The following is a 20,233-nucleotide window of genomic DNA, read 5'->3' on the forward strand; positions in this document are numbered from 1 at the left end:
TTCCCGTGCGAGGAGACCCGGACCACCGGATTCGCAAGATCTCACCCTCCCCGTCCGGGGGGTGCGCGTCCCGTCCGTCCTGGGCCGCACGGGGGCCGGGCCCGTCGTCCTGTCCTTCGGTGGTGAGGGTCGGGGGAATGGACGCTCCTCGCCGGATGCTGCCGTAGAGGCAGGCGCCCCGTGCGGTCCGTCGGGACCCCCGTGCCGGAGTTCGTCCGTACGCGATTTTGTGGGCTCCGGACCTGGTGTGACGGGTGATCGCTCACAGCGAACACGGCGTGGGGAACATTCGGGGACTCACAAGCATTGAGCCCACATAGCTCAACTTGCCTGCCGAAGGGGAGATCATGACTGCCGAATCCAATGCGTCCAAGGCGTCCACGCCGATCGACCTGCCCGTGCTGCCGCTCGACGACGAGGTCGTACTGCCCGGAATGGTGGTTCCGCTGGACCTGTCGGACGCGGAGGTGCGCGCCGCGGTGGAGGCCGCACAGGCCGTCGCGCGGCCCGGTGGCGGCAAGCCCGAGGTGCTGCTCGTGCCGCGCATCGACGGGAACTACACCGGGACCGGAGTCCTGGGCACCGTCGAACAGGTCGGACGGCTGTCGGACGGCGACCCCGGCGCCCTCATCCGGGCCCGTGACCGGGTGCGCATCGGTGCCGGCACCAGCGGGCCCGGCAACGCCCTCTGGGTCGAGGGCACCAGGATCGACGTGGCCCTGCCCGACCCTCTTCCCGGTGCCGCCGCCGAGCTGGCCAAGGAGTACAAGGCGCTGGCCACCAGCTGGCTGAAGAAGCGCGGTGCCTGGCAGGTCGTGGACCGGGTGCAGCAGATCGACGACATCTCCGCCCTCGCGGACAACTCCGGGTACTCCCCCTTCCTCACCTCGGCGCAGAAGGTCCAGCTGCTGGAGACCACGGACGCGGTCGCCCGGCTGAAGCTCGCCATCCAGTGGCTCGGCGAGCACCTCGCCGAGCAGGATGTCGCCGAGTCCATCGCCAAGGACGTCCAGGAGGGCGTCGACAAGCAGCAGCGCGAGTTCCTGCTGCGGCGCCAGCTCGACGCCGTACGCAAGGAGCTGTCCGAGCTCAACGGCGATCCCGAGGACGAGACGGACGACTACCGGGCCCGCGTCGAGGCCGCCGACCTTCCCGCGCACGTCCGTGAGGCCGCGCTCAAGGAGGTCGACAAGCTGGAGCGTGCCTCCGATCAGAGCCCCGAGGGCTCCTGGATCCGGACCTGGCTGGACACCGTCCTCGAACTCCCCTGGACCGAGCGGACCGAGGACGCGTACGACATCCGGGGCGCTCAGGCGGTCCTCGACGCCGAGCACGCGGGTCTGCAGGACGTGAAGGAGCGCATCACCGAATACCTCGCGGTACGCAAGCGGCGCGCCGACCGGGGCCTCGGTGTCGTCGGCGGACGGCGCGGCGGCGCGGTGCTGGCGCTGGTCGGTCCTCCCGGGGTCGGTAAGACGTCCCTCGGGGAGAGCGTCGCCCACGCCATGGGGCGCAAGTTCGTCCGGGTCGCGCTCGGCGGTGTCCGGGACGAGGCGGAGATCCGCGGCCACCGGCGTACATACGTCGGGGCGCTGCCTGGGCGGATCGTCCGGGCCATCAAGGAGGCCGGCTCGATGAACCCGGTCGTCCTGCTGGACGAGATCGACAAGGTCGGCTCCGACTTCCGGGGCGACCCGGCCGCGGCGCTGCTCGAAGTCCTCGACCCGGCTCAGAACCACACCTTCCGCGACCACTACCTGGAGGTCGAACTCGACCTCAGCGACGTCGTGTTCCTCGCGACGGCCAACGTCCTGGACGCCATTCCGGAGGCCCTGCTCGACCGCATGGAGCTGGTCACGCTGGACGGCTACACCGAGGACGAGAAGGTCGTCATCGCCCGGGACCACCTGCTCCCGCGCCAGCTGGAGCGGGCCGGTCTCGAGGAGGGCGAGGTGAGCCTCGACGAGTCCGCGCTGCGCAAGCTGGCCGGCGAGTACACCCGTGAGGCCGGGGTGCGGAACCTGGAGCGGGCCGTCGCGCGGCTGCTCCGCAAGGCCGCGGCCCAGCACGAGCTCGGTGAACGGGAGCTTCCGTTCACGGTGACCGACCAGGACCTGCGGGGCCTGATCGGCCGGCCGCACCACGTGCCCGAGTCCGCCCAGGACCCGGCCGAGCGCCGTACCGCGGTGCCCGGCGTGGCCACCGGGCTCGCGGTGACCGGAGCCGGCGGCGACGTGCTGTTCGTCGAGGCCTCGCTCGCCGATCCGGAGACCGGGGCGTCCGGACTGACCCTGACCGGTCAGCTCGGCGACGTCATGAAGGAGTCCGCGCAGATCGCCCTGAGTTTCCTGCGCTCGCACGGGGCGGAGCTGGAGCTCCCCGTGGCCGATCTCAAGGACCGGGGCGTGCACATCCACTTCCCGGCGGGTGCGGTCCCGAAGGACGGCCCGAGCGCCGGTATCACCCTGACGACCGCGCTGGCCTCGCTGCTCTCCGGACGGCTGGTCCGTACGGACGTGGCGATGACCGGCGAGGTGTCGCTGACCGGGCGGGTGCTGCCGATCGGCGGCCTGAAGCAGAAGCTGCTGGCCGCTCACCGTGCGGGCATCACCACCGTGGTGATCCCCCAGCGCAACGAGGCCGACCTGGACGACGTCCCGGCGGAGGTCCTCGACACCCTGGAGGTGCACCCGGTGACCGATGTGCGCCAGGTCCTGGAGATCGCGCTCGCCCCGGCCTCGGCCGAGGTGCGGGAGAGGATCCCGGCCGCCGCATAGGTGTCACGTGGTGACGGACGCGGCGCCACGCGCACGGCCGGTACGGACGGCCCGCCCTCCCCCCGGAGGGCGGGCCGTTCCGCGTGCGGGGCGGGGCCGCCGGCCCTTCCCGGCCCGGGGCGCCGGCCCTTCTCGGGCAGGGCCTCCGGCCCCTTCCGGCCCGGGACCGACGGCCCCAGAAGCGGGGCCCGCCGTGGGCCGCAGGTGCGGGTCGCGGTGGCGGCGCAGGGCGGGTCCGCGGGTCAGGGGCGGTAGACCGTGCCGGGCTGCGGCTCCGCGGGGGCCATCAGCTGGGGGACGGTCACGAAGGTGTAGCCCCGCTCCTTCAGCGTGTCGATGATGCCTGGCACCGCGGGCATCGTCCCCGCGTAGATGTCGTGCAGCAGGATGATCCCGTCCCTGCTCGCCTGGTCGAGTATCCGCTCCTCGATCAGCGCGGAGTCGTCGGTGGAGTAGTCCTTGGCGGTCGCGCTCCACAGGACCTGTGAGAGCCCGAGCTCCTCGCAGATCTCCGACACGGTGCCGTCGGTGCGGCCCTGGGGCGGGCGCATCAGCCGGGGCCGTGTCCCGGTGATCCGTTCGATCGCCCGCTGGGTCTTCTCCAGCTCGGCCCGTATCCCGGCGCGGCTCATGTCCGTCAATATCTTGTGCGACCAGGTGTGGTTCGCGACCTCGTGTCCCTCGTCGGCGATGCGCCGCACGGTGTCCGGGTGCTTCAGCACGTGGCTCCGGCCGAGCAGGAAGAACGTGGCCGGCACCTTCTTCTCCTCGAGGACGTCCAGGAGGTGCGGGGTGTCCTTCCCCGGTCCCGCGTCGAACGTCAAGGCGATGCACTTGGCCTCGGCGCAGTCCACGGAGCCGTAGGCCCCCTTGGCGTCGGATGCCGCATCGGCGCGTGCCGACGCGGGGGCCGAGGTCGGCGCCGAACACCCCCCGAGCGCCAGTGTGAGCACGGTCACGAAGACGGCGGTCAACCGCATGCGGGACAAGGGCATCTTTCTGGGCGCAGCAGGCACGGCAGGTCACTCCCCGTGGGCAGGCCGCACACCGGTGGAGCGGCACGGGGTGACTATACATAGCGTGTATACGCTTGGTTCATAGTAGGGGTGGCCGGGCAGCGTGAAGCCCCGGTGACCTGGGGACGGTCACCGGGGCTCATCCGTACGTGGCGCTGTCGGGGCGGGCCCCCGGGCGTGCGCGCGCCGGCTCTCCGCCGTGTGCGGGCTCAGCCGTTGGCGAGCGCCACCACTCGGTCGAGGGCGCCGTTGAAGCGGTTGTGGTCACCGACCGTCGGGCCCGACGACGTGTACTGCCACATCGTGTAGAAGCCCCAGCCGGCCGGGAGCTCGCCGACCGTGGTGTTGTAGCGGGCCACCCAGAGCGGGTTGGTGCTGCCGAAGCTCGCGTTGTTGCCCGTGCAGTCCTTCCACCAGCTGGTCGCGGTGTAGATCACCGCGTCACGTCCGGTGCGCGCCTTGTAGGTGTTCACGAAGTCGCGGATCCAGGCGACCATGCCGGCCTGGGTCTTGCCGTAGCACTGCGCCCCGTACGGATTCCATTCGATGTCCAGCACGCCGGGCAGCGTTTTGCCGTCCCTGGACCAGCCCCCGCCGTTGTCCACGAAGTAGTTCGCCTGGGTGGCGCCGCTGGTCGTGTCCGGGGTGGCGAAGTGGTAGGTGCCGCGGATCATGCCGACGTTGTAGGAGCCGTTGTACTGCTGGGTGAAGTACGTGTTCTTGTAGTACGTCCCCTCGGTGGCCTTGACGTACGCCCACTTCACGCCGCTGTTCCACAGGGTCGACCAGGCGACGTTGCCCTGGTGGCCGCTGACGTCCACGCCTTCCGTCTGGACGGCGGTCGCGCCGATGGGGCCGCCGCCCTGGGCGCCGTCGTGAGCGATCACGCCCTGGCCCATCCTCGCCGTCCCTCGTTCGGGGACGACCGCGGTGCCTGCGGCGGACGCCGCACCGGGCAGTGTGAGCAGCAGGGCGAGGGCGGCGAGGAGCGTGCCCGCCGCGGCGAGACGGGAGCGGCGGGAGCTGGGGGTTCTGGATCTGTGCACGGGCATTGCGTGCCTCCGAGGGCTCGGTGGGGGGAGCTCATGGCCCAGGAGCGGGTGCGGGACGCTCCTGCGGTCGTGCGCCATGGTGTGGACATGCCATCCGTGGCACTCATGAAGCTACGCACGTAGACCCGCCCTCCGGAAGGGGGTCCGGCCGCCGCCGGAGGTCTACGCCTGCGAAATACTGGCCAAGCTGCGGCGATGGCGGCAGGTGAAAGAAATTTTCATGGGCCGGAAAGCAAACGAGGGGTGTTGACGTGCACGGGAGCGAAAGCGGTGGTGAACCCGGCGCGAAGGCCGGAAATGGTGTGGACCACGAGTTCCTCGCGCTGGAGCGCGAGTTGGCGGTCTTCCTGCGCCGGGCGCGTGCCAACTCGGGGGAGATGGCACGCGAGGTGCACCCGGACCTGGAGGCGGCGGCCTACGGGCTCCTCGTGCGGCTGGAGTCGGCAGGGCGGCAGCGCGCGACGGATCTCGCCGCCTACTTCGGCGTCGGCAAGGCGACCATGAGCCGGCAGTTGCGGGCCCTGGAGTCGCTCGGGCTGGTGGCCCGGGAGACCGACCCGGCGGACGGCCGCGCCTCCCTCGTGCACCTCACCGACGAGGGCCTCGCACGCTTCCGCAGGGTCCGCGACGCCCGCCGTGGACGCTACGCCCGCAAGCTCGCGGGCTGGGACCGTGCCGAGGTCGCCGAACTCGCGCGGCTGCTGCACCACTTCAACGAACGGGCCGAGGACTGAGGCGTGCCGCGCGGTGGTGCGCTCCACGCGGAGCGTGCCGGGCGGCGGGCCGGCCCGCGCGCGGACGCGCGGGTGCGGCGCCTAGAACTCCACCAGTACGGCCGTCGCGTCGTCGTGCGTCTTGCCGCGGCGCAGGAACACGCGGCCGGTGTCGGCCCGCTCCAGCTCCCGCACCCGGTCGATGAGCCCCTGCGGCCCCACCTTGCGGAGCATCCCCAGGGTGCCCGCCCAGTCGCCCTCCCGGAACTTCTCCGTCCAGCGGCTCGCCCCGTCGGTCAGGGCGGCCAGCGCCCGGACCTCCGCCCGGAGCGCCTCGCCGGTCACCGCGCGTGACACCACCGAGGGGTCGGCGGCCGCCGTGAAGAAGCCGCCCTCCTTGTTCCTCAGGTGCGCGTCCACCGCCTCCTCCGAGGCGAGGGAGCCCCGAGGCAACCGGTCGAGGCGGTCGTCGAGTACCGGCTCGACCGCCCCGTCGAGGGACTCCAGGAGCAGGACCGAGTCGGAGAGCACCAGGTACTCGACGCGCAGGTCGTCCCAGCGCGCGAGGACCACCGTCGCCTGAGGCGTACGTACGTGAGAAAGGTCACACAGGGAACGATGCGTGTCGGCGGTGCGCCGGATGGACGCCGCGAGAATGTCCGCCAGCGTCAGATCCCGCCGCGAAGCGGACAGTTCGGCCAGGGCGCCTCCGAGCCGTGAGGTGAACCACGGAACCGAGTGCACACACCCGTCGGTGGCGCGGGGTGGCGTGACTCCGTCGAGCAGAACCAGGGTGCCTCCCTGGCCGGCCGCAGGAGCGACGGCCGACGCCCAGTCCTCGTTGGGGCGTTCGGGACTGCCGGGCTCGGTGGCGAGTTCGATACGCATCCAGTCAGTCTGCACCAAGCCTTCACGGGGCCTGCACGATCGCCGCCGGGCCGTACCAGCAGGTCAGAGTGGCCCCTGGCGGCGGAAGAGCGTGCTCCGCGCATATGCGGGCGGGCATACTGCCAAAGCCGGGCGCGAAGTTCCACCCGGGGGCTGATGCATGGCCGGCGGGGCCCCTGGGGAGACTTGTTCGCCAACTCCGGAGTGATGTTCACTCGTTCGAGTGGCGGAGCGGTTGATGCACGGCCCCCTCTCAAAAGCGCTGGAATGGTCGGAAGCCGTACGGTGCACACCAGGGCGGGGTCCGGTTACGTGACCGTGCGTCACCTCTGCTTCATGGGCGGACGAGTCAAGATTGCGAGCACCGGTGCAGAAGAAGCGGCCTCGGAGCAAGGACAGCACGCGCGAGGAGTCCGGGGCGACGCCTCAGACAGCGAGTGCCTCCAAGCGGACCGTGCGGGTACGCAGCCGGCTTGTCGCCGGCGTCGCCGTCGTAGGGATCACCGTCATCGCCGCGGGTGCCCCGGCGGCCCTCGGCGCGTCCTCCGATCTCAACGAGTCCCAGAGCCTGGTCACGCTCGCCGAGCTGAACCAGCAGGCGATCACCCTCGCGCACTCCCTCGCGGACGAGCGGGACGAGGTGATCGCGCACATCGCGGCCGGGCGCAAGACCGATGACGCCAGGGAAGGCTCCTCCAGCCCGGCGGCCCGTGTCGACCAGCAGGTGGACGAGATCCGGGAGGCCGCCCCAGCGGCGCTGCGCCGGGACCTCTCCACCATCCCCTCGCTCCGCCGTGCCGCGCTGACCGGCGAAGGCTCGGCGATGGACGCGTACCAGGCGTATTCCGAGGTCATCGCCAAGCTCCACGGCCTCGCCGACGAGCTCGCCCAGAAGACACCGCCCCGCGCCGCCGACGCCACCCGCGCCCCGCTGGCCCTCGGCGGTGCCGTGGAGCAGGCAGCCGCCACGCGCGGGCTGCTCCTGGCCGCGCTCTCCGTGCCCGGCACCGAGCCGCAGGAACCGGAGACCGATCCGTTCACCGGCCTGCCCGTCCAGGGCCAGGACACGAGCAGCGCCGAGGACGACCGCGACCGCGACGAACTCAGCGCCGCCGCCCAGCAGGCACGGGTGCGCGAGCTGGCCTCCCTCGCCGAGTTCGACCAGGCCGCCGGGCCGTCCGCGCGGGACAAGCTCGGCTCCACGGTCACCGGACCCGAGGTGACCGACGCGGAGAAGTACCTCACCCGGCTCACCGACCGCCCCGAACTGTCCGACTCGGACCGGTCCTCCGACCCCGAGAAGCTCGAGGCCGCCCTCTCCGCCCGGATCGACCGCATGCGTGGCGTCGAGTCCGCGCTCGGCACCGCACAGGTGCAGCGCCTGGAAGGGCTGCGCGACGACGACGTCACCGCGCTGGAGCTGCGCCTCGCCCTCCTCGGCGGCTGCCTGCTCATCGCCGTGGGCGTATCGACAGCCGTCGCCCGCACCCTCACCCAGCCGCTCGCCGTCCTGCGGATCGGGGCCGGCCGCATCGCCGAGGCACCCGAGACCGCGGAGCCGGTCCGCTACACCGGGCGCAACGACGAGTTCGCCCAGGTCGTACGGTCCATCAACGCGCTGCACGGCAAGCTGCACGGGCTGCACCACGACGTCACCGGTCAGCTCCAGAACCTGCAGACCGAGCGCGGCGAACTCGTCGCGGGCCGCGAGGCGCTCACCCTCCAGCGGGCCGAGCTCCAGGTCAAGGTGGCCGAACTCACCAGCCAGCTGGAGCGGCTGAGGAACACGGTCCACCACACCTTCGTCAACCTCTCGCTGCGCACGCTCGGTCTCGTGGAGCGCCAGCTCGGCGTCATCGAGGGCCTGGAGGAGCGCGAGCAGGACCCGGAGCGTCTCGCCACGCTCTTCAAGCTGGACCACATGGCCACCGTGATGCGGCGGCACAGCGAGAACATGCTGGTTCTCGCGGGCGCCGAGCACGGCCAGAGCCACGCGAGCCCGATCCCCCTCGTCGACGTACTGCGCGCCGCGGTCAGCGAGATCGAGCGGTACGAGCGGGTCACCATCCAGTCCCTGCCGCCGCACGCCCAGGTCGCGGGCTTCGCCGCGGACGACCTCAGCCACCTGGTCGCCGAACTCCTGGAGAACGCGACCTCCTTCTCGCCGCCCGACTCCCATGTCGAGCTCTCCGGCTGGCTGCTGGAGACCGGAGAGGTGATGCTCTCCGTGCAGGACGAGGGCATCGGCATGTCGGCGGTCCGGATGGGCGAGCTCAATGCCAGGCTGGCGGACCCGGCGTCCTTCGAAGCGGGCGAACAGGCCGCGGACGGGGCCGGACTGGGTCTTCAGGTGACGTCACTGCTGGCCGCCCGCCACGGCGTACGGGTCCAGCTGCGCGAGCAGAAGGGGGGCGGGGTGACAGCGGTCGTCGTCCTTCCGCAGACCCTGCTGCCCAAGGCACCGCCCGCGTCCTCCCCGCCGCCCGTCCAGCTGCCCGGGGACGCTCCCGCCCTCAACCTCCCGGGATCGGTCGCCGAGGCCAACTCCAACGCCCTGCCCTCGCGTTCCGCCGGTGACCCGCTGATCGCCGCCGCCGAACGGACCCTGCACGCCGCGGGCGCGACGGCAGCACCCGGACCCGCCGCCCCCGCACCGGCAGACGTGGCCCCCACACCGGCGGACGCCGCTCCCGTACCGGCGGACGCGGCGCCCGCGCCGGCCGTTCCCGCGCCTGCGGCGACCGACCCGGCTGCCGGGCCCGGCAGCCCCGCGGAGTCCGAGGCCGAGACCACGATGCAGGTCCGGCTGCCCCTGCAGCAGAACACCGAGCAGAACACCGAGCAGGAGACCGGCCAGGACACCGGGCCCGGCACCCGGCCCGACGCTCCCCGCCACACCCGGCCGGAGACGCAGAGCCCGTACGCCATCGGCCCCGAGCGCCACGAGCGCGCCGCCGACACCAGCCCCGCTCAGGCTCCCGTGCCCGCCGCGCCGGCCGCCGCCGACGCCGTCCCTGGCCCCCGGCAGCCGCTGACCGGACTGGGCGAGGAGGTGCCCGACCCGGCCCCCAGCCCCGCGCGCCTCACCGACAAGGGGCTGCCCAAGCGCACCCCGAAGATCACGGCGCCGCCGACGGCCCCGGTCACCGAGCGCAAGGGGAGCCTCGACAAGGAAGCCCTGCGCCGCAGGCTCGGCGGCTTCCACCAGGGCGCCAAGGACGGGCGGCGCGATGTCGAGGCGGAGATCGCCGACAGCGGCCCACAGACAGACCACACTGAGCTGACCGACCGTAACGACGGTCGAATCGATGAGACGGGGGACACAGTCGAGGAGGCACGCAGTTGACTGCGCCCAGCACATTCGGGCTGAGCACCGAGGCCCGTAACCTGCACTGGTTGCTGAGCAATCTCGTGGAGGAGGTGCCCGGAGTCCACTCGGTCACCGTCGTCTCGTCCGACGGGCTGATGCTGCTCTCCTCGGACCCCGGTCTCGCGGCGGCCAAGGCCGCGGGCGGTGCGGGAGGCCCCAGGGGGTCGAGCGCCGACCTCGCCACGATCGTCTCCGGCATCGGGTCCCTGACGATCGGCGCCGCCAAGCTGATGGACGGCGGCGGCGTCAAGCAGACCATGGTGGCGATGGACGAGGGCAGCGTCTTCGTCATGTCGATCAGCGACGGTTCGCTGCTCGGCGTGCACGCCACCCCCGACTGCGACATGAGCGTCGTCGCCTACCACATGGCGCTCTTCGTCGGCCGTGCAGGACACGTACTCACCCCCGAACTCCGCAGTGAGCTGCGCAAATCGATGGAGAGCACCCAGTGACGTCAGCTGCTGAACCCGTACGAAAACTCCCCGTCCGGGGTGCCGACCGCAAGGCGGCACGGGTCCGCCCGTACTCCCTCACCGGCGGCCGTACCCGTTTCGGTCACGTCCTGCTCGTCGAGACGTTCGTCGCCGCGCTGGAAGCGCCCGAGGAGCGCCGCGAGCTCACCAACGGCAATCTGGCGTCGCGCGTCATGCCGGAGCTCCGCGCCATCGTCGAACTCTGCCGCCGCATGCGTACGGTCGCCGAGATCTCGGCCCTGCTGAAGATGCCGCTCGGAGTCGTCCGGGTGCTGCTCAGCGACCTGGCCGACCAGGGAAAGATCCGCGTGTACGGAACCGGTCACGGAGCCGGCCAGCCCGACCGCGCACTGCTCGAAAGGGTGCTCAATGGACTCCGCCGTCTCTGAGGCGCCGCTCTTCACTCCGCGCCCGCGAGGTTCGCAGGACGCGCCCGTCGAGGCGGTACAGGCCTGGCAGCTCGACACCACCCGCGCGCCGATCGCGACCAAGATCGTGGTCGCGGGCGGCTTCGGCGTGGGCAAGACGACCTTCGTCAGCTCGGTCTCCGAGATAACCCCGCTGCAGACCGAAGCGCTGATGACGCAGGCCAGCGAGGAGATCGACGACCTCACGGCCACGCCCGACAAGGTCACCACGACCGTCGCGATGGACTTCGGCCGTCTCACGCTCGACGACGACCTCGTCCTGTACGTCTTCGGCACCCCCGGTCAGCAGCGTTTCTGGTTCATGTGGGACGACCTGGTGCGCGGCGCGATCGGCGCCGTCGTCCTGGCCGACACACGGCGGCTCGCCGACTGCTTCGCCGCGCTCGACTACTTCGAGAGCTGCGGCCTGCCCTACATCGTGGCTGTCAACCACTTCGAGGGAAGCACCGGTTATGACGAGGCCGACGTCAGGGAGGCCCTGACCGTACCTCCGCACGTACCTGTTGTGATCATGGATGCGCGTAAGAGGATCACCGTCGTCGAGTCGCTGCTCGCCCTGGTGGGCCACGCCCTCGACGTCGCCCCCGAGTAACGACAGACGCACCCAGTACACGTAACGGAGAACCGCGATGCGGAAGATACTCATAGTCGGAGCCGGACAGTCCGGTCTCCAGCTGGCCCTAGGACTCCAGTCCAACGGCTACGAAGTCACCCTGATGTCCAACCGCACCGCGGACGAGATCCGGTCCGGCCGGGTCATGTCCACCCAGTGCATGTTCCACACGGCTCTCCAGCACGAGCGCGACCTCCAGCTCAACTTCTGGGAGTCGCAGGCCCCGCGGATCGAGGGCGTCGGTGTCTCGGTCGCCGGCCCGGACTCCTCGCGGGTCATCGACTGGGTGGGCAAGCTGGACGGTTACGCCCAGTCCGTCGACCAGCGCGTGAAGATGGCCGGCTGGATGGAGACCTTCGCCCAGCGCGGCGGTCAGCTCGTCATCCACGGTGCCGCGGTCTCCGACCTGGACTACTTCTCCCGTACGTACGACCTCGTGATGGTCTCGGCCGGCAAGGGCGAGCTCGTCTCCATGTTCGGCCGGGACGCCTCCCGTTCGCCGTACGACACCCCGCAGCGCGCGCTGGCCGTCGCCTACGTCCACGGCATGGGCCCGCGCCCGGAGCACCCGGAGTTCGACGCGGTGCGCTGCAACCTCGTCCCGGGCGTCGGCGAGCTCTTCATCATGCCGACCCTGACGACCTCGGGCCGCGCCGACATCCTGTTCTGGGAAGGCATCCCCGGCGGCCCGCTCGACGCCTTCCAGGGCATCAAGGACCCGTCGGAGCACCTGGCCAAGACGCTGGAACTCATGGAGCGGTTCACCCCGTGGGAGTACGCGCGCGCCACCAAGGTGGAGCTGACCGACGCCAACGCCACGCTGGCGGGCCGTTACGCCCCGACCGTACGCAAGCCCGTCGGCCGGCTGCCCGGCGGCGGTCTGGTGCTCGGGGTGGGCGACGTGGTCGTGGCCAACGACCCGATCACGGGGCAGGGTTCCAACACCGCCTCCAAGTGCGCCCACTCCTACCTGCACTCGATCCTCGAACACGGCGACCGGCCGTTCGACGAGGAGTGGATGGAAGCCACCTTCGAGCGGCACTGGGAGAAGACGCAGCATGTCGTGAAGTGGACGAACGCGATGCTCGGCCCGCCGCCGGAGCACGTGCTGAACCTGATCGGCGCGTCCGGTCAGCTCCAGCCCGCCGCCGACCGGTTCGCGAACGGGTTCAACGACCCGGCGGACTTCGACAACTTCTTCTTCGAGCCCGAGAAGACGAACGCCTACCTCGGCTCGCTCACCGGCGCGTAGCAAGCGCCCGGCCCGCGAAGCAGCGGTGGGGCCGCCGCATCCGTCAGCCGGACACGGTCACGGATGCGGCGGCCCGGCGCGTCCGCCGGTATCCGGTGCCTTCCCCGGTGTCCGGCGCGTTCCCCTGCCTCCGCCGTGCTCCTCAGGCCTCCGGGGCGTCGTACCCCGTGTCGTCGCCCGAGGTGGCGTCCTCGGGCAGGTCCGGCGGTGTGTACGTGCTCAGCGGCTCGCTCTCCGGGTCGGGCCGGACCGCGCCGAGCAGCGGGTTCGAGGCGAGGGGCGAGACCTTCACCGTGGCACCGGGCCTCGGTGCCTGCACGACCATCCCGTCGCCGATGTAGAGCGCCACATGTGTCGCCTTCGGGAAGTAGACCACCAGGTCGCCCGGGCGCAGCGAACCCAGCGGGACCTCGGGCAGCCGGCGCCACTGCTCCTGCGAGGTGCGCGGGATCTCCCGGCCCGCCGCGGACCACGCCTGCGAGGTGAGGCCGGAGCAGTCGTACGACTCCGGTCCCTCGGCGCCCCAGACGTACGGCTTGCCGATCTGCTCGATGGCGTACTCGACGGCCGCCCGGCCCTCCCCTGACGGTGCCCGGACCGAGCTGAGGGCTCCCGATGCCGTCAGCGCTGCCTGGGCCTTGCCGACGTTCTTCCGTTCCAGTGCCGACAGCGCGGCGAGCTGTCGGTCCGACAGCGAGGCCAGCATCGCCTCGATGCCCTTCAGGCGGGACCGCACGGTGTCGCGCTGCTTCTTCTGGCGCTCGGCCAGCACCCGCTGCCGGTCCCGTACCGCCCGGGACCTGGCGGCAAGCACCTCCGCGTGCCTCTCCGCGCCGGTGAGCCGCTCGATCACGGCCGCCCGGCCCGCCTGGGCGCGTTCGATGACATGACTCTGCTCCAGGGCCCGGGACGGATCGTGGGCGAGCAGCAGCCGCAGGTACGCGGAGAAGTCGGTGCTTCCCTGGTACTGGGCCCGTGCCAGCCGACCCGCCTCGCTGCGACTGGAGCCCAGGGCCGAGCGGGCCTTGGCGACCTCGGCGTCCAGTTTTGCTGCCTGCGCGGTCCGTTTTCTCAGTTCCTCCTCGGTGCCGTTGTGGAGCTCCCCGGCCTCCTCGGCCTGCTGGTAAAGCGTCTGCAACTGCTTCAGCAGCCCGGCGATGCTCTGCGGGGCGGGCCCGGCGGCCGGGGCCGGGTCGTCGCCGGCCGGCTCGGCGACGGCGGGGGAGGCGGCGACGACGGCGGCCAGCGCCGCGGTGCAGAGGGTTCGCGCGAGACGGCCTGACACGGCATCACCTCCGGTGACAAGGGCGATGCCAGTTAATCGGAAAAGCCCATGAATGGTCGGATATCGACCATCCGGTCACTCGCCGCAGGGTGATGCAAGGACTGCCAGGCGCGCCGCCCAGGGCTTGCCCCGAACGGCGTACGCCGTGGGCACGTCCCGAACGGCGTACGCCGTGGGGTGTCCTGAGCGGCGTACGCCGTGGAACATGTCCCGGAGGGCGTACGCCGGGAGCGTTCGGGGTGCGGGGAAGTCACTCCACGGGGAAGGCGTAGAAGGCCCGTTCGCGCTGGACGACCACGTGCTCACCGGCGCCGAGCACCCGGTACGGCGCGGTGACCGTGGCACCCTTCGGGGCCTGGGCGCCGACGTCCTGGAACTTCCACAGCCTGCGCCCGTCCCCGGCCGCGAACGCGGTCACCTGCGTGGCATCGGCGGCGAGCAGCGTCTTTCCGCCGCCGCTCAGGGTGAGCGCGGGTGCGTTGCCGCCGAGAGGCACCTCGGTGGAACGGCGCCACAGCAGCCGTCCCGTGGCCCGCTCGACCGCGCCGACCTCCTGGTTGCGGTTCGTGGTGTGCAGCAGCGTCCCGGCGGGGAGGGGCGTGCCGAAGAGGGAGGACGCGGTGCCGTTGAGCGTCCAGAGCGGCTTCCCCGTGCCCGTCTCGAAGGCCTGCAGATCGTCGCCGACGGCGGCGTACAGCCGGCCCCCTTCGTCACCGGCCGCAGCGCCGGACGGTGCGACCGTGCCGAACTGCCGGTTCCACAGGAGCTTTCCGGTGGTGCGGTCGAAACAGCGGAAGACGGCCCTGCCCTTCCCGGCCGCCACGTCGGCGGGGGTGAGCGTGGCGGCGTCCTGGCGTACCACGAGGTCGGCGTCGCGGACGGCGGTCAGGCGGTAGGCGGGGGTGCCGGGCGCCCGGCCCGCCGGGACCGCGACGCGCCACAGCTCCTCGCGCCGCACGATGTCGTAGGCGAAGAAGTAGGCCTTGACGACCTGGGTGTCCTTGCCGGGCTTCTTGCCCTTCTTCGGCTTCGGTGCCTTCACGGTGACGGTGTGGGAGCCGGTGAACCAGAGGACGGACCCGGTCAGGCCGGTCAGGGGGGCCACCTTCATGCCCGGTACGCCGGTGAACTGGTCGGCGTAGCGCACCCGGTGCCTGATCCGCCCGTCCTCGGGGGACAGCCACAGGAACTCGGTCGGGCTCGCCAGGAAGCAGAGCCCGTCGCCCGCGGCCATGACCGTCTGGGCCCCCGCGGCGGCGGCGCTCTCCCACCGCTTGCGGCCGGTCCGCAGGTCGACGGCGGTCGCCCCGGCGGTGTCCGTCAGGACCAGCAGTTCGTCCCGCCACACGCCCGCGGTGAGCGGGGCGGGCGCGGCGGCCGGGTGGTTGTACATCCACCGTGGGTCCGGGGCCCGGCCGGGTGCGGTGAGGCGGGGCTTCGCCGCCGGTTTGCCGTCGGCGTCCGGTGCGGGGTCCCCGGACCCGAGGGCGGACACCACGGTTCCACCCAGGACCAGGCCGGCGGCCCCCGCAGCCACCGTGGTCAGCAGCGCCCGCCTGCTGGTGGCGGGCGTGGACGCGGCGGCCGCCGGGGAGGCCGGTGCGGCGCCCGGCAGAGGCAGGGGCAGCGGAGCCGGGGCGCCGTGCGGGGGACGGGCGTATCCGTACGGCTGCGCGTGGGCAGGGGCAGGGGCAGGGGCAGGCGTGGCGGGCGGTGCGGGGGCAGGCGTGGCGGGCGGTGCGGGAGTGGGGGGCTGCGAGGGCGCGGCACCGGAGGCCGCGCCGGGAAGCTCGCGAGGGCTCGCGGTGAACGGCGCGCCGGGCTGCCCGCCGGTGATCTCGGCGTGGCGTTCGCCGGGCAGTTCGCGGGGCAGGGCGAGTTGGGCCGTCGCCCGGTCCGACCGGGGTGCGCGCACCGCGGTCCCCAGGAAACGGGTCGTTCCGCTGTCCTCGCCGGTGTCCCCGCTTTCTTCCGCCGCCGCTGCCCGCGCGTCGCCGTCAGCGGGGGCCTCGTCCTGGACCGGGCCCGCCGGAGGCTCCAGCGTCCGGGCCTGTGCCGCCTGGTCCGCCACCGCCGCCGTGAGCGGCCCGGGAAGCCAGCCCCCCTTGGCGAGGCCGGCCGCGCCCTCCAGTGCCAGTTCCGCCGCGACCGCTCCGGCGCCGGGCCGGTCGTCCGGGTCCTTCGCCAGGCAGCTCGCGATCAGGGCACGCAACTCGTCCGGGACGGAACCCAGTTCGGCCGAACCGTGCGCGATGCGCTCCGCCGCCTCGTCCACGGGGCCGTCGGCGAGCGGGGTCGTTCCGGTCGCCGCGTACGCCAGCAGCAGACCCAGGACGAACAGGTCGGAGGCGGGCCCCGCCTCCTTGCCCGCGACCTGCTCGGGGGTGAGGTAGCCGAGCCGTACGGACAGCTGCCCGCCCTCGCGCGCCTCGGCGGAGGCCGCCGCGCCCAGGGGCCCGAACGCCGTCAGCCGGGGCCCGTCCTCGGCCAGCAGCACCGTCTCCGGCGCCAGTCCCTGGAGCACGGCCCCCGTGGCGTGCACCCGGGAGAGGGTCTCGGCCAGCCCGGCGCCCAGTATCCGTACGGCGCGCTCCGGCAGCGGGCCGGCGAGGCCGATCGCCTCGGCGAGGGTCACCGCGGGCACATAGGCGGCGGCCGTCCAGAGGCCGTCGTCCTCGGGCACGGCGAGCGGCGGCTGCACCCAGCCGCCGGCCAGCCGCTCCGCGATCCCCGCCTCGGACCGGAAGCGCCGCCGGAAGGCGGGTACGGAGGCGAGGGCGGGCCGCGCGGCGGTCACCACCGCGAGCTCGTCGCTCTCTGTGTCCCGGGCCAGGTAGTGCACCGCGCTCGCGCTCTCGCGGAAGCGGGCCAGCGCCGTGTACGGGCCGAAGCGGCGTGGATCGTCCTGACGCAGCGCCTCCATGGCGCACCCCCCTTGTGACCGTGCCCTCGGCACCTGACCGTCGATCTTACGGGCGTGGGCGCGCGCACCGCTCAGGACTCGCTGCGGCGCCTGCTCCAGGGCCACTTGGGGGTGAAGCGCTCCCGGCCGCCGGGGGCGAACTCGTAGACCCAGCCGCGCTGGATCCCGAGCCGCTTCGAATAGCCCGCCGGGGCGCGCCGGTAGGCGTACACGGTGGCGGGACCGCCCTCGGCGTCCGGGACCGGGACCTCGTACCACTTGGGCGGATGGCCGGTCGGCCCGAGCAGGATCGGCAGCACCCGGCCGTCCAGGGGCCCGCCGCGGAAGGGGGTGTTCTCACTTTTCACCCGGCCAGTCTGACCCAGGCGGACTCAGGCGGGCGGCAGCAGGTGCGCCGCCCCGCCCGCGACCGGGACGATCAGCGCGGCGAGCCGCCCGGCGGGGCCGTCGGCGGTCTCCTGGCTCAGCAGATCCGCCACCACCACGGCCGTCTCCTCGTCCGAGGCGGCGGTGGCCGCGAGCAGGGCCATCAGGTGATCCACCAGCCAGCTCCGCAGCCCGGCGGCGTCCGGCTGCTTCCCCTCGTCCAGCCATATCAGGGACGCCGCCTCCACGGCCGCGATCCAGGTGCGCACCATCATCCGCAGCCGCGGTCCGGCGGCCTCCTGTCCCGGGCCGCCGCCCCGGCCCAGGTGGAGCAGGATCTGCTCGGCCGCCGCCCTGCGCACGCCGTCCACGATCGTGGTGGTGCGCGAGGTCTCGGCCACGCTGCCCCCGCGCAGCAACGCGCTGAATCCGGCGTCGTGCTCGTCGACGAAGCCGAGATAACGGTCCAGGACCCTGCTCACCCGCTCGGTGGGCGGGCCGACGGCAGGTTCCGCGAAGCAGAGGGTCAGCTGGTCGGCGGCCGAGCCGAGCGCCGCCTCGTACAACTGCTGCCTGCCGCCCGGGAAGTAGCGGTAGACCAGCGGCCGGGAGACTCCCGCGGCAGCCGCCACCTCGTCGATCGACACGTCGTCCGGCGCCCGGTGGGCGAAGAGCGTGAGCGCCGCGGCGAGCAGTTGGGCGCGGCGTTCCTCGACACCGAGCCGTCGGTAGGCGCGGGCCGGCGGAGCTGCGGGGGCGGAGGTCATACTCCGAAGCCTAAGCGGTGCCTTCAAGAGCCCCCTCAGGCCAGCAGTCCGGAGCTCTTCCACAGCCTGCGTCCCACGCCGTTGAGCACGCCGATGTCGTCGAAGAAGTCCGTGAGCCGCTTGGCCCCCGTCTGCATGACCTCGGCACGGTGGCCGCTGGCCTTCACCTGGGCGAGGGCCTCGTGCCGGTTCAGGCCGACGTTGTCGTACACCTGGGGGTTGACGAAGCAGACGGAGAACACGCGGGCGGCCTCCCCGGAACTCAGCCGGGTCATCCGGCGCTCCCAGGCCGGCGCGGTCACCATCTGGCGGCGCAGCTCCTCGCGTGCGTAGCGCACATGGCGGGCCTCCTCGACGACATGGATGCGGGTCACCCCGCGGACGAGCGTCTGGACGCGCTCGTCGGGGAAGGTGAGCCGCTGCATCCAGTCCAGGATCTCCTCGCCGAGCAGCGTCGCGGCGAACGAACCCGGTGTGGTGGAGACGGTCTTCAGCACCCGTGCCAGGTTGTGGTAGCGGGGAGGGACCGGGTAGCTGGGGGCCCCGCCCCACTCGATCATGCGGGCGAACATCATCGAGTGCCGGCACTCGTCCGCTATCTCGGTCAGCGCGTAGCGCACGTGCTTGCTGGTCACGGACTTGTCGTAGATGTGCCGCACGAGCAGCTGCATCAGGATGATCTCGAACCAGATGCCGAGCGAGGCCAGTGACGCCGCCTCGTGGCGTGCCAGCTCCATCCGCTGCTCCTCCGGCATCCTGCGCCACAGCGGGGTGCCGTAGAGGGAGACCAGCTCCGGGGGCCAGAACCACTTGCCGTCCTCGGCGGGGGACGCCCAGTCCAGCTCGGTGTCCGGGTCGAAGGAGTGCTTGGCCGAGGCTTCGAGCAGGCGGACGGCGACCTGTTCGCGGTCCTTCAGGGGGCCGAGCGCGTCGCGCAGCGCCTGGATGTCCTCGTCGGTCACTGGCGTCATGGCTGGAGGCACCTCTCGCATCAGGGGTTACCGGCGGTCAAGTTCCGCTCCTGCATTATGAGACGGCCTGTCAGCAAGGCAGTCAATCCCCCGTGCGCGACTTGTTGACCGCGCGTCTACCAACGTGTGAACCTGCCAACTGACGTCAGCACCACGGAATGCACCATCCTCGCCAGGCGAAGGAGCTGTCCGTGTCGACACACGACCTCTACATCACCCCGCCCCCGACGCCCACGTGGCAGGTTCCTGCCACCGGCGCCGCCCGGTTCAGCTGGGACTACGACGACGGCCGCGAACGCCTCCTCGCCCTCTACCAGAAGGGCAAGGACAAGCAGTGGGACGGCAACAAACGCATCGACTGGAGCCTGGAGGTCGACCCCGCCGACCCGCTGGGCACCCCGGACGAGGCCCTCACGCTCTACGGCACGCCGCACTGGTCGAAGATGACCGAGCGGGACCGGGGTGAACTGCGCAAGCACTACACCTCCTGGCAGTTCAGCCAGTTCCTGCACGGAGAGCAGGGCGCCATGGTGTGCGCCGCCCGCATCGTGGAGTCGGTCCCCGACCTGGACGCGAAGTTCTACTCCGCCACCCAGACGATGGACGAGGCGCGGCACGCCGAGATCTACGGCCGCTTCCTGCACGAGAAGGTCGGGATGCTCTACCCGATCAACGACAACCTCCAGGGGCTGCTGGGCGACACCCTGCGCGATTCCCGGTGGGACATGCCCTACCTCGGCATGCAGGTCCTCATCGAAGGGCTCGCGCTGGCCGCGTTCGGCATGATCCGCGACACCACCACCAAGCCGCTGCCCAAGCAGATCCTCGCGTACGTCATGCAGGACGAGGCCCGGCACGTGGCCTTCGGGCGGATGGCGCTGCGCGACTACTACAAGCAGCTGAGCGACGCGGAACTGCGCGAGCGCGAGGAGTTCGTCATCGAGGGCTGCTACCTCATGCGCGACCGCCTCAGCGGGGTCGAGGTACTGGAGAACTTCGGCATCGGCAAGCAGGAGGCGAAGGACCTCTCCGAGCACTCGGAGTACCTCCAGCTCTTCCGCAAGCTGCTGTTCAGCCGGATCGTCCCGTGCGTCAAGGACATCGGGCTCTGGGGCGAACGGCTCCAGAAGGCCTACGTCGACATGGGCGTGTTCGAACTCGGCGACTCGAACCTGGACCTGCTGATGGCCCAGGACGAGGAGATCGCCGAGCAACTGGACCGGGACCGCTTCGCGGTGGAGGAGCAGGCGCGCGTGGCGGAGGTCGAGGAGGCGATAGCCGAGGGCGGCGCGCGGGACTGATCGGTGGGCCCGGCCGTGCGGGAAAGGGGTGTACGGAG

Annotated in this window: 16 protein-coding genes; 8 read left to right on the forward strand and 8 right to left on the reverse strand. The window is 71.9% G+C overall.

The window, feature by feature from the left end; translation table 11 throughout:
• The first annotated feature begins 347 nt into the window (after nt 1-347).
• Nucleotides 348-2,777 (forward strand): endopeptidase La, encoded by a 2,430-nt coding sequence (gene lon, locus ACFYQ6_RS12545; RefSeq protein WP_361573640.1) that lies wholly within the window; start codon nt 348-350, stop codon nt 2,775-2,777.
• 242 nt (nt 2,778-3,019) lie between these two features.
• Here lon and ACFYQ6_RS12550 read toward each other — a convergent pair whose 3' ends face one another.
• On the reverse strand, nt 3,020-3,772 hold the full coding sequence (locus tag ACFYQ6_RS12550) for a polysaccharide deacetylase family protein (protein ID WP_361573642.1): 753 nt from the start codon (nt 3,770-3,772) through the stop codon (nt 3,020-3,022).
• Nucleotides 3,773-4,002: 230 nt separating this feature from the next.
• Complete coding sequence (locus ACFYQ6_RS12555) at nt 4,003-4,845, reverse strand: lysozyme (protein ID WP_388762818.1); 843 nt, start codon at nt 4,843-4,845, stop codon at nt 4,003-4,005.
• Between the two features lie 251 nt (nt 4,846-5,096).
• Here ACFYQ6_RS12555 and ACFYQ6_RS12560 point away from each other — a divergent pair, with 251 nt between their 5' ends.
• Nucleotides 5,097-5,579 carry a MarR family transcriptional regulator gene (locus ACFYQ6_RS12560; RefSeq protein WP_361573646.1) on the forward strand — a complete coding sequence of 161 codons (483 nt, stop codon included), beginning with the start codon at nt 5,097-5,099 and terminating at the stop codon, nt 5,577-5,579.
• Between the two features lie 81 nt (nt 5,580-5,660).
• On the opposite strand, the gene ACFYQ6_RS12565 is transcribed toward ACFYQ6_RS12560, so the two are convergent.
• Nucleotides 5,661-6,446: a hypothetical protein gene (locus ACFYQ6_RS12565; protein ID WP_361573648.1), complete on the reverse strand. Its 786-nt coding sequence runs from the start codon at nt 6,444-6,446 to the stop codon at nt 5,661-5,663.
• A gap of 367 nt (nt 6,447-6,813) precedes the next feature.
• Between ACFYQ6_RS12565 and ACFYQ6_RS12570 the strand changes: the two genes are divergently transcribed.
• From ACFYQ6_RS12570 to ACFYQ6_RS12590, 5 genes are read left to right on the forward strand one after another with little or no spacing between them, the layout of a single operon-like run.
• Entirely contained in the window at nt 6,814-9,792 is a 2,979-nt protein-coding gene (locus ACFYQ6_RS12570; protein WP_388762820.1) for a nitrate- and nitrite sensing domain-containing protein, read from the forward strand.
• Complete coding sequence (locus ACFYQ6_RS12575) at nt 9,789-10,268, forward strand: roadblock/LC7 domain-containing protein (RefSeq protein ID WP_145803228.1); 480 nt, start codon at nt 9,789-9,791, stop codon at nt 10,266-10,268. The genes ACFYQ6_RS12570 and ACFYQ6_RS12575 overlap by 4 nt, the downstream gene beginning before the upstream one ends.
• On the forward strand, nt 10,265-10,678 hold the full coding sequence (locus ACFYQ6_RS12580; RefSeq protein ID WP_145803226.1) for a DUF742 domain-containing protein: 414 nt from the start codon (nt 10,265-10,267) through the stop codon (nt 10,676-10,678). Before ACFYQ6_RS12575 ends, ACFYQ6_RS12580 begins: the two co-directional genes overlap by 4 nt.
• Nucleotides 10,659-11,309, forward strand: a complete 651-nt coding sequence (locus ACFYQ6_RS12585; protein ID WP_361573653.1) for an ATP/GTP-binding protein — start codon at nt 10,659-10,661, stop codon at nt 11,307-11,309. Before ACFYQ6_RS12580 ends, ACFYQ6_RS12585 begins: the two co-directional genes overlap by 20 nt.
• Nucleotides 11,310-11,346: 37 nt before the next feature.
• Complete coding sequence (locus ACFYQ6_RS12590; protein WP_361573655.1) at nt 11,347-12,582, forward strand: styrene monooxygenase/indole monooxygenase family protein; 1,236 nt, start codon at nt 11,347-11,349, stop codon at nt 12,580-12,582.
• 142 nt (nt 12,583-12,724) lie between these two features.
• Here ACFYQ6_RS12590 and ACFYQ6_RS12595 read toward each other — a convergent pair whose 3' ends face one another.
• The 5 genes from ACFYQ6_RS12595 to ACFYQ6_RS12615 all read right to left on the reverse strand — a co-directional run bounded on the left by ACFYQ6_RS12595 (nt 12,725) and on the right by ACFYQ6_RS12615 (nt 18,894).
• Nucleotides 12,725-13,867, reverse strand: coding sequence for an NlpC/P60 family protein (locus ACFYQ6_RS12595; protein WP_361573657.1), 1,143 nt, complete (start codon nt 13,865-13,867; stop codon nt 12,725-12,727).
• 250 nt (nt 13,868-14,117) lie between these two features.
• Nucleotides 14,118-16,790, reverse strand: coding sequence for a PQQ-binding-like beta-propeller repeat protein (locus ACFYQ6_RS12600; RefSeq protein ID WP_388762823.1), 2,673 nt, complete (start codon nt 16,788-16,790; stop codon nt 14,118-14,120).
• 71 nt (nt 16,791-16,861) lie between these two features.
• Complete coding sequence (locus ACFYQ6_RS12605) at nt 16,862-17,137, reverse strand: hypothetical protein (RefSeq protein ID WP_361573661.1); 276 nt, start codon at nt 17,135-17,137, stop codon at nt 16,862-16,864.
• A 24-nt stretch (nt 17,138-17,161) separates the two neighbouring features.
• Nucleotides 17,162-17,923: a TetR/AcrR family transcriptional regulator gene (locus ACFYQ6_RS12610; protein ID WP_361573663.1), complete on the reverse strand. Its 762-nt coding sequence runs from the start codon at nt 17,921-17,923 to the stop codon at nt 17,162-17,164.
• 35 nt (nt 17,924-17,958) lie between these two features.
• Nucleotides 17,959-18,894, reverse strand: a complete 936-nt coding sequence (locus ACFYQ6_RS12615; RefSeq protein ID WP_361573665.1) for a diiron oxygenase — start codon at nt 18,892-18,894, stop codon at nt 17,959-17,961.
• Nucleotides 18,895-19,085: 191 nt separating this feature from the next.
• Between ACFYQ6_RS12615 and ACFYQ6_RS12620 the strand changes: the two genes are divergently transcribed.
• The gene (locus tag ACFYQ6_RS12620) at nt 19,086-20,195 is read left to right on the forward strand and encodes a ferritin-like domain-containing protein (protein ID WP_361573667.1); all 1,110 of its coding nucleotides are present in this window, start codon (nt 19,086-19,088) and stop codon (nt 20,193-20,195) included.
• Nucleotides 20,196-20,233: the final 38 nt, after the last annotated feature.

This window comes from Streptomyces sp. NPDC005494 (assembly GCF_042872025.1).
Classification (GTDB): Bacteria; Actinomycetota; Actinomycetes; order Streptomycetales; family Streptomycetaceae; genus Streptomyces.

What these genes read in the sequence shown, in the direction of transcription:
- lon (WP_361573640.1), top strand. Translation starts at nt 348, where the DNA reads ATGACTGCCGAATCCAATGCGTCCAAGGCGTCCACGCCGATCGACCTG.
- ACFYQ6_RS12550 (WP_361573642.1), bottom strand. Translation starts at nt 3,772, where the DNA reads ATGCCCTTGTCCCGCATGCGGTTGACCGCCGTCTTCGTGACCGTGCTC.
- ACFYQ6_RS12555 (WP_388762818.1), bottom strand. Translation starts at nt 4,845, where the DNA reads ATGCCCGTGCACAGATCCAGAACCCCCAGCTCCCGCCGCTCCCGTCTC.
- ACFYQ6_RS12565 (WP_361573648.1), bottom strand. Translation starts at nt 6,446, where the DNA reads ATGCGTATCGAACTCGCCACCGAGCCCGGCAGTCCCGAACGCCCCAAC.
- ACFYQ6_RS12585 (WP_361573653.1), top strand. Translation starts at nt 10,659, where the DNA reads ATGGACTCCGCCGTCTCTGAGGCGCCGCTCTTCACTCCGCGCCCGCGA.
- ACFYQ6_RS12590 (WP_361573655.1), top strand. Translation starts at nt 11,347, where the DNA reads ATGCGGAAGATACTCATAGTCGGAGCCGGACAGTCCGGTCTCCAGCTG.
- ACFYQ6_RS12600 (WP_388762823.1), bottom strand. Translation starts at nt 16,790, where the DNA reads ATGGAGGCGCTGCGTCAGGACGATCCACGCCGCTTCGGCCCGTACACG.
- ACFYQ6_RS12610 (WP_361573663.1), bottom strand. Translation starts at nt 17,923, where the DNA reads ATGACCTCCGCCCCCGCAGCTCCGCCGGCCCGCGCCTACCGACGGCTC.
- ACFYQ6_RS12615 (WP_361573665.1), bottom strand. Translation starts at nt 18,894, where the DNA reads ATGACGCCAGTGACCGACGAGGACATCCAGGCGCTGCGCGACGCGCTC.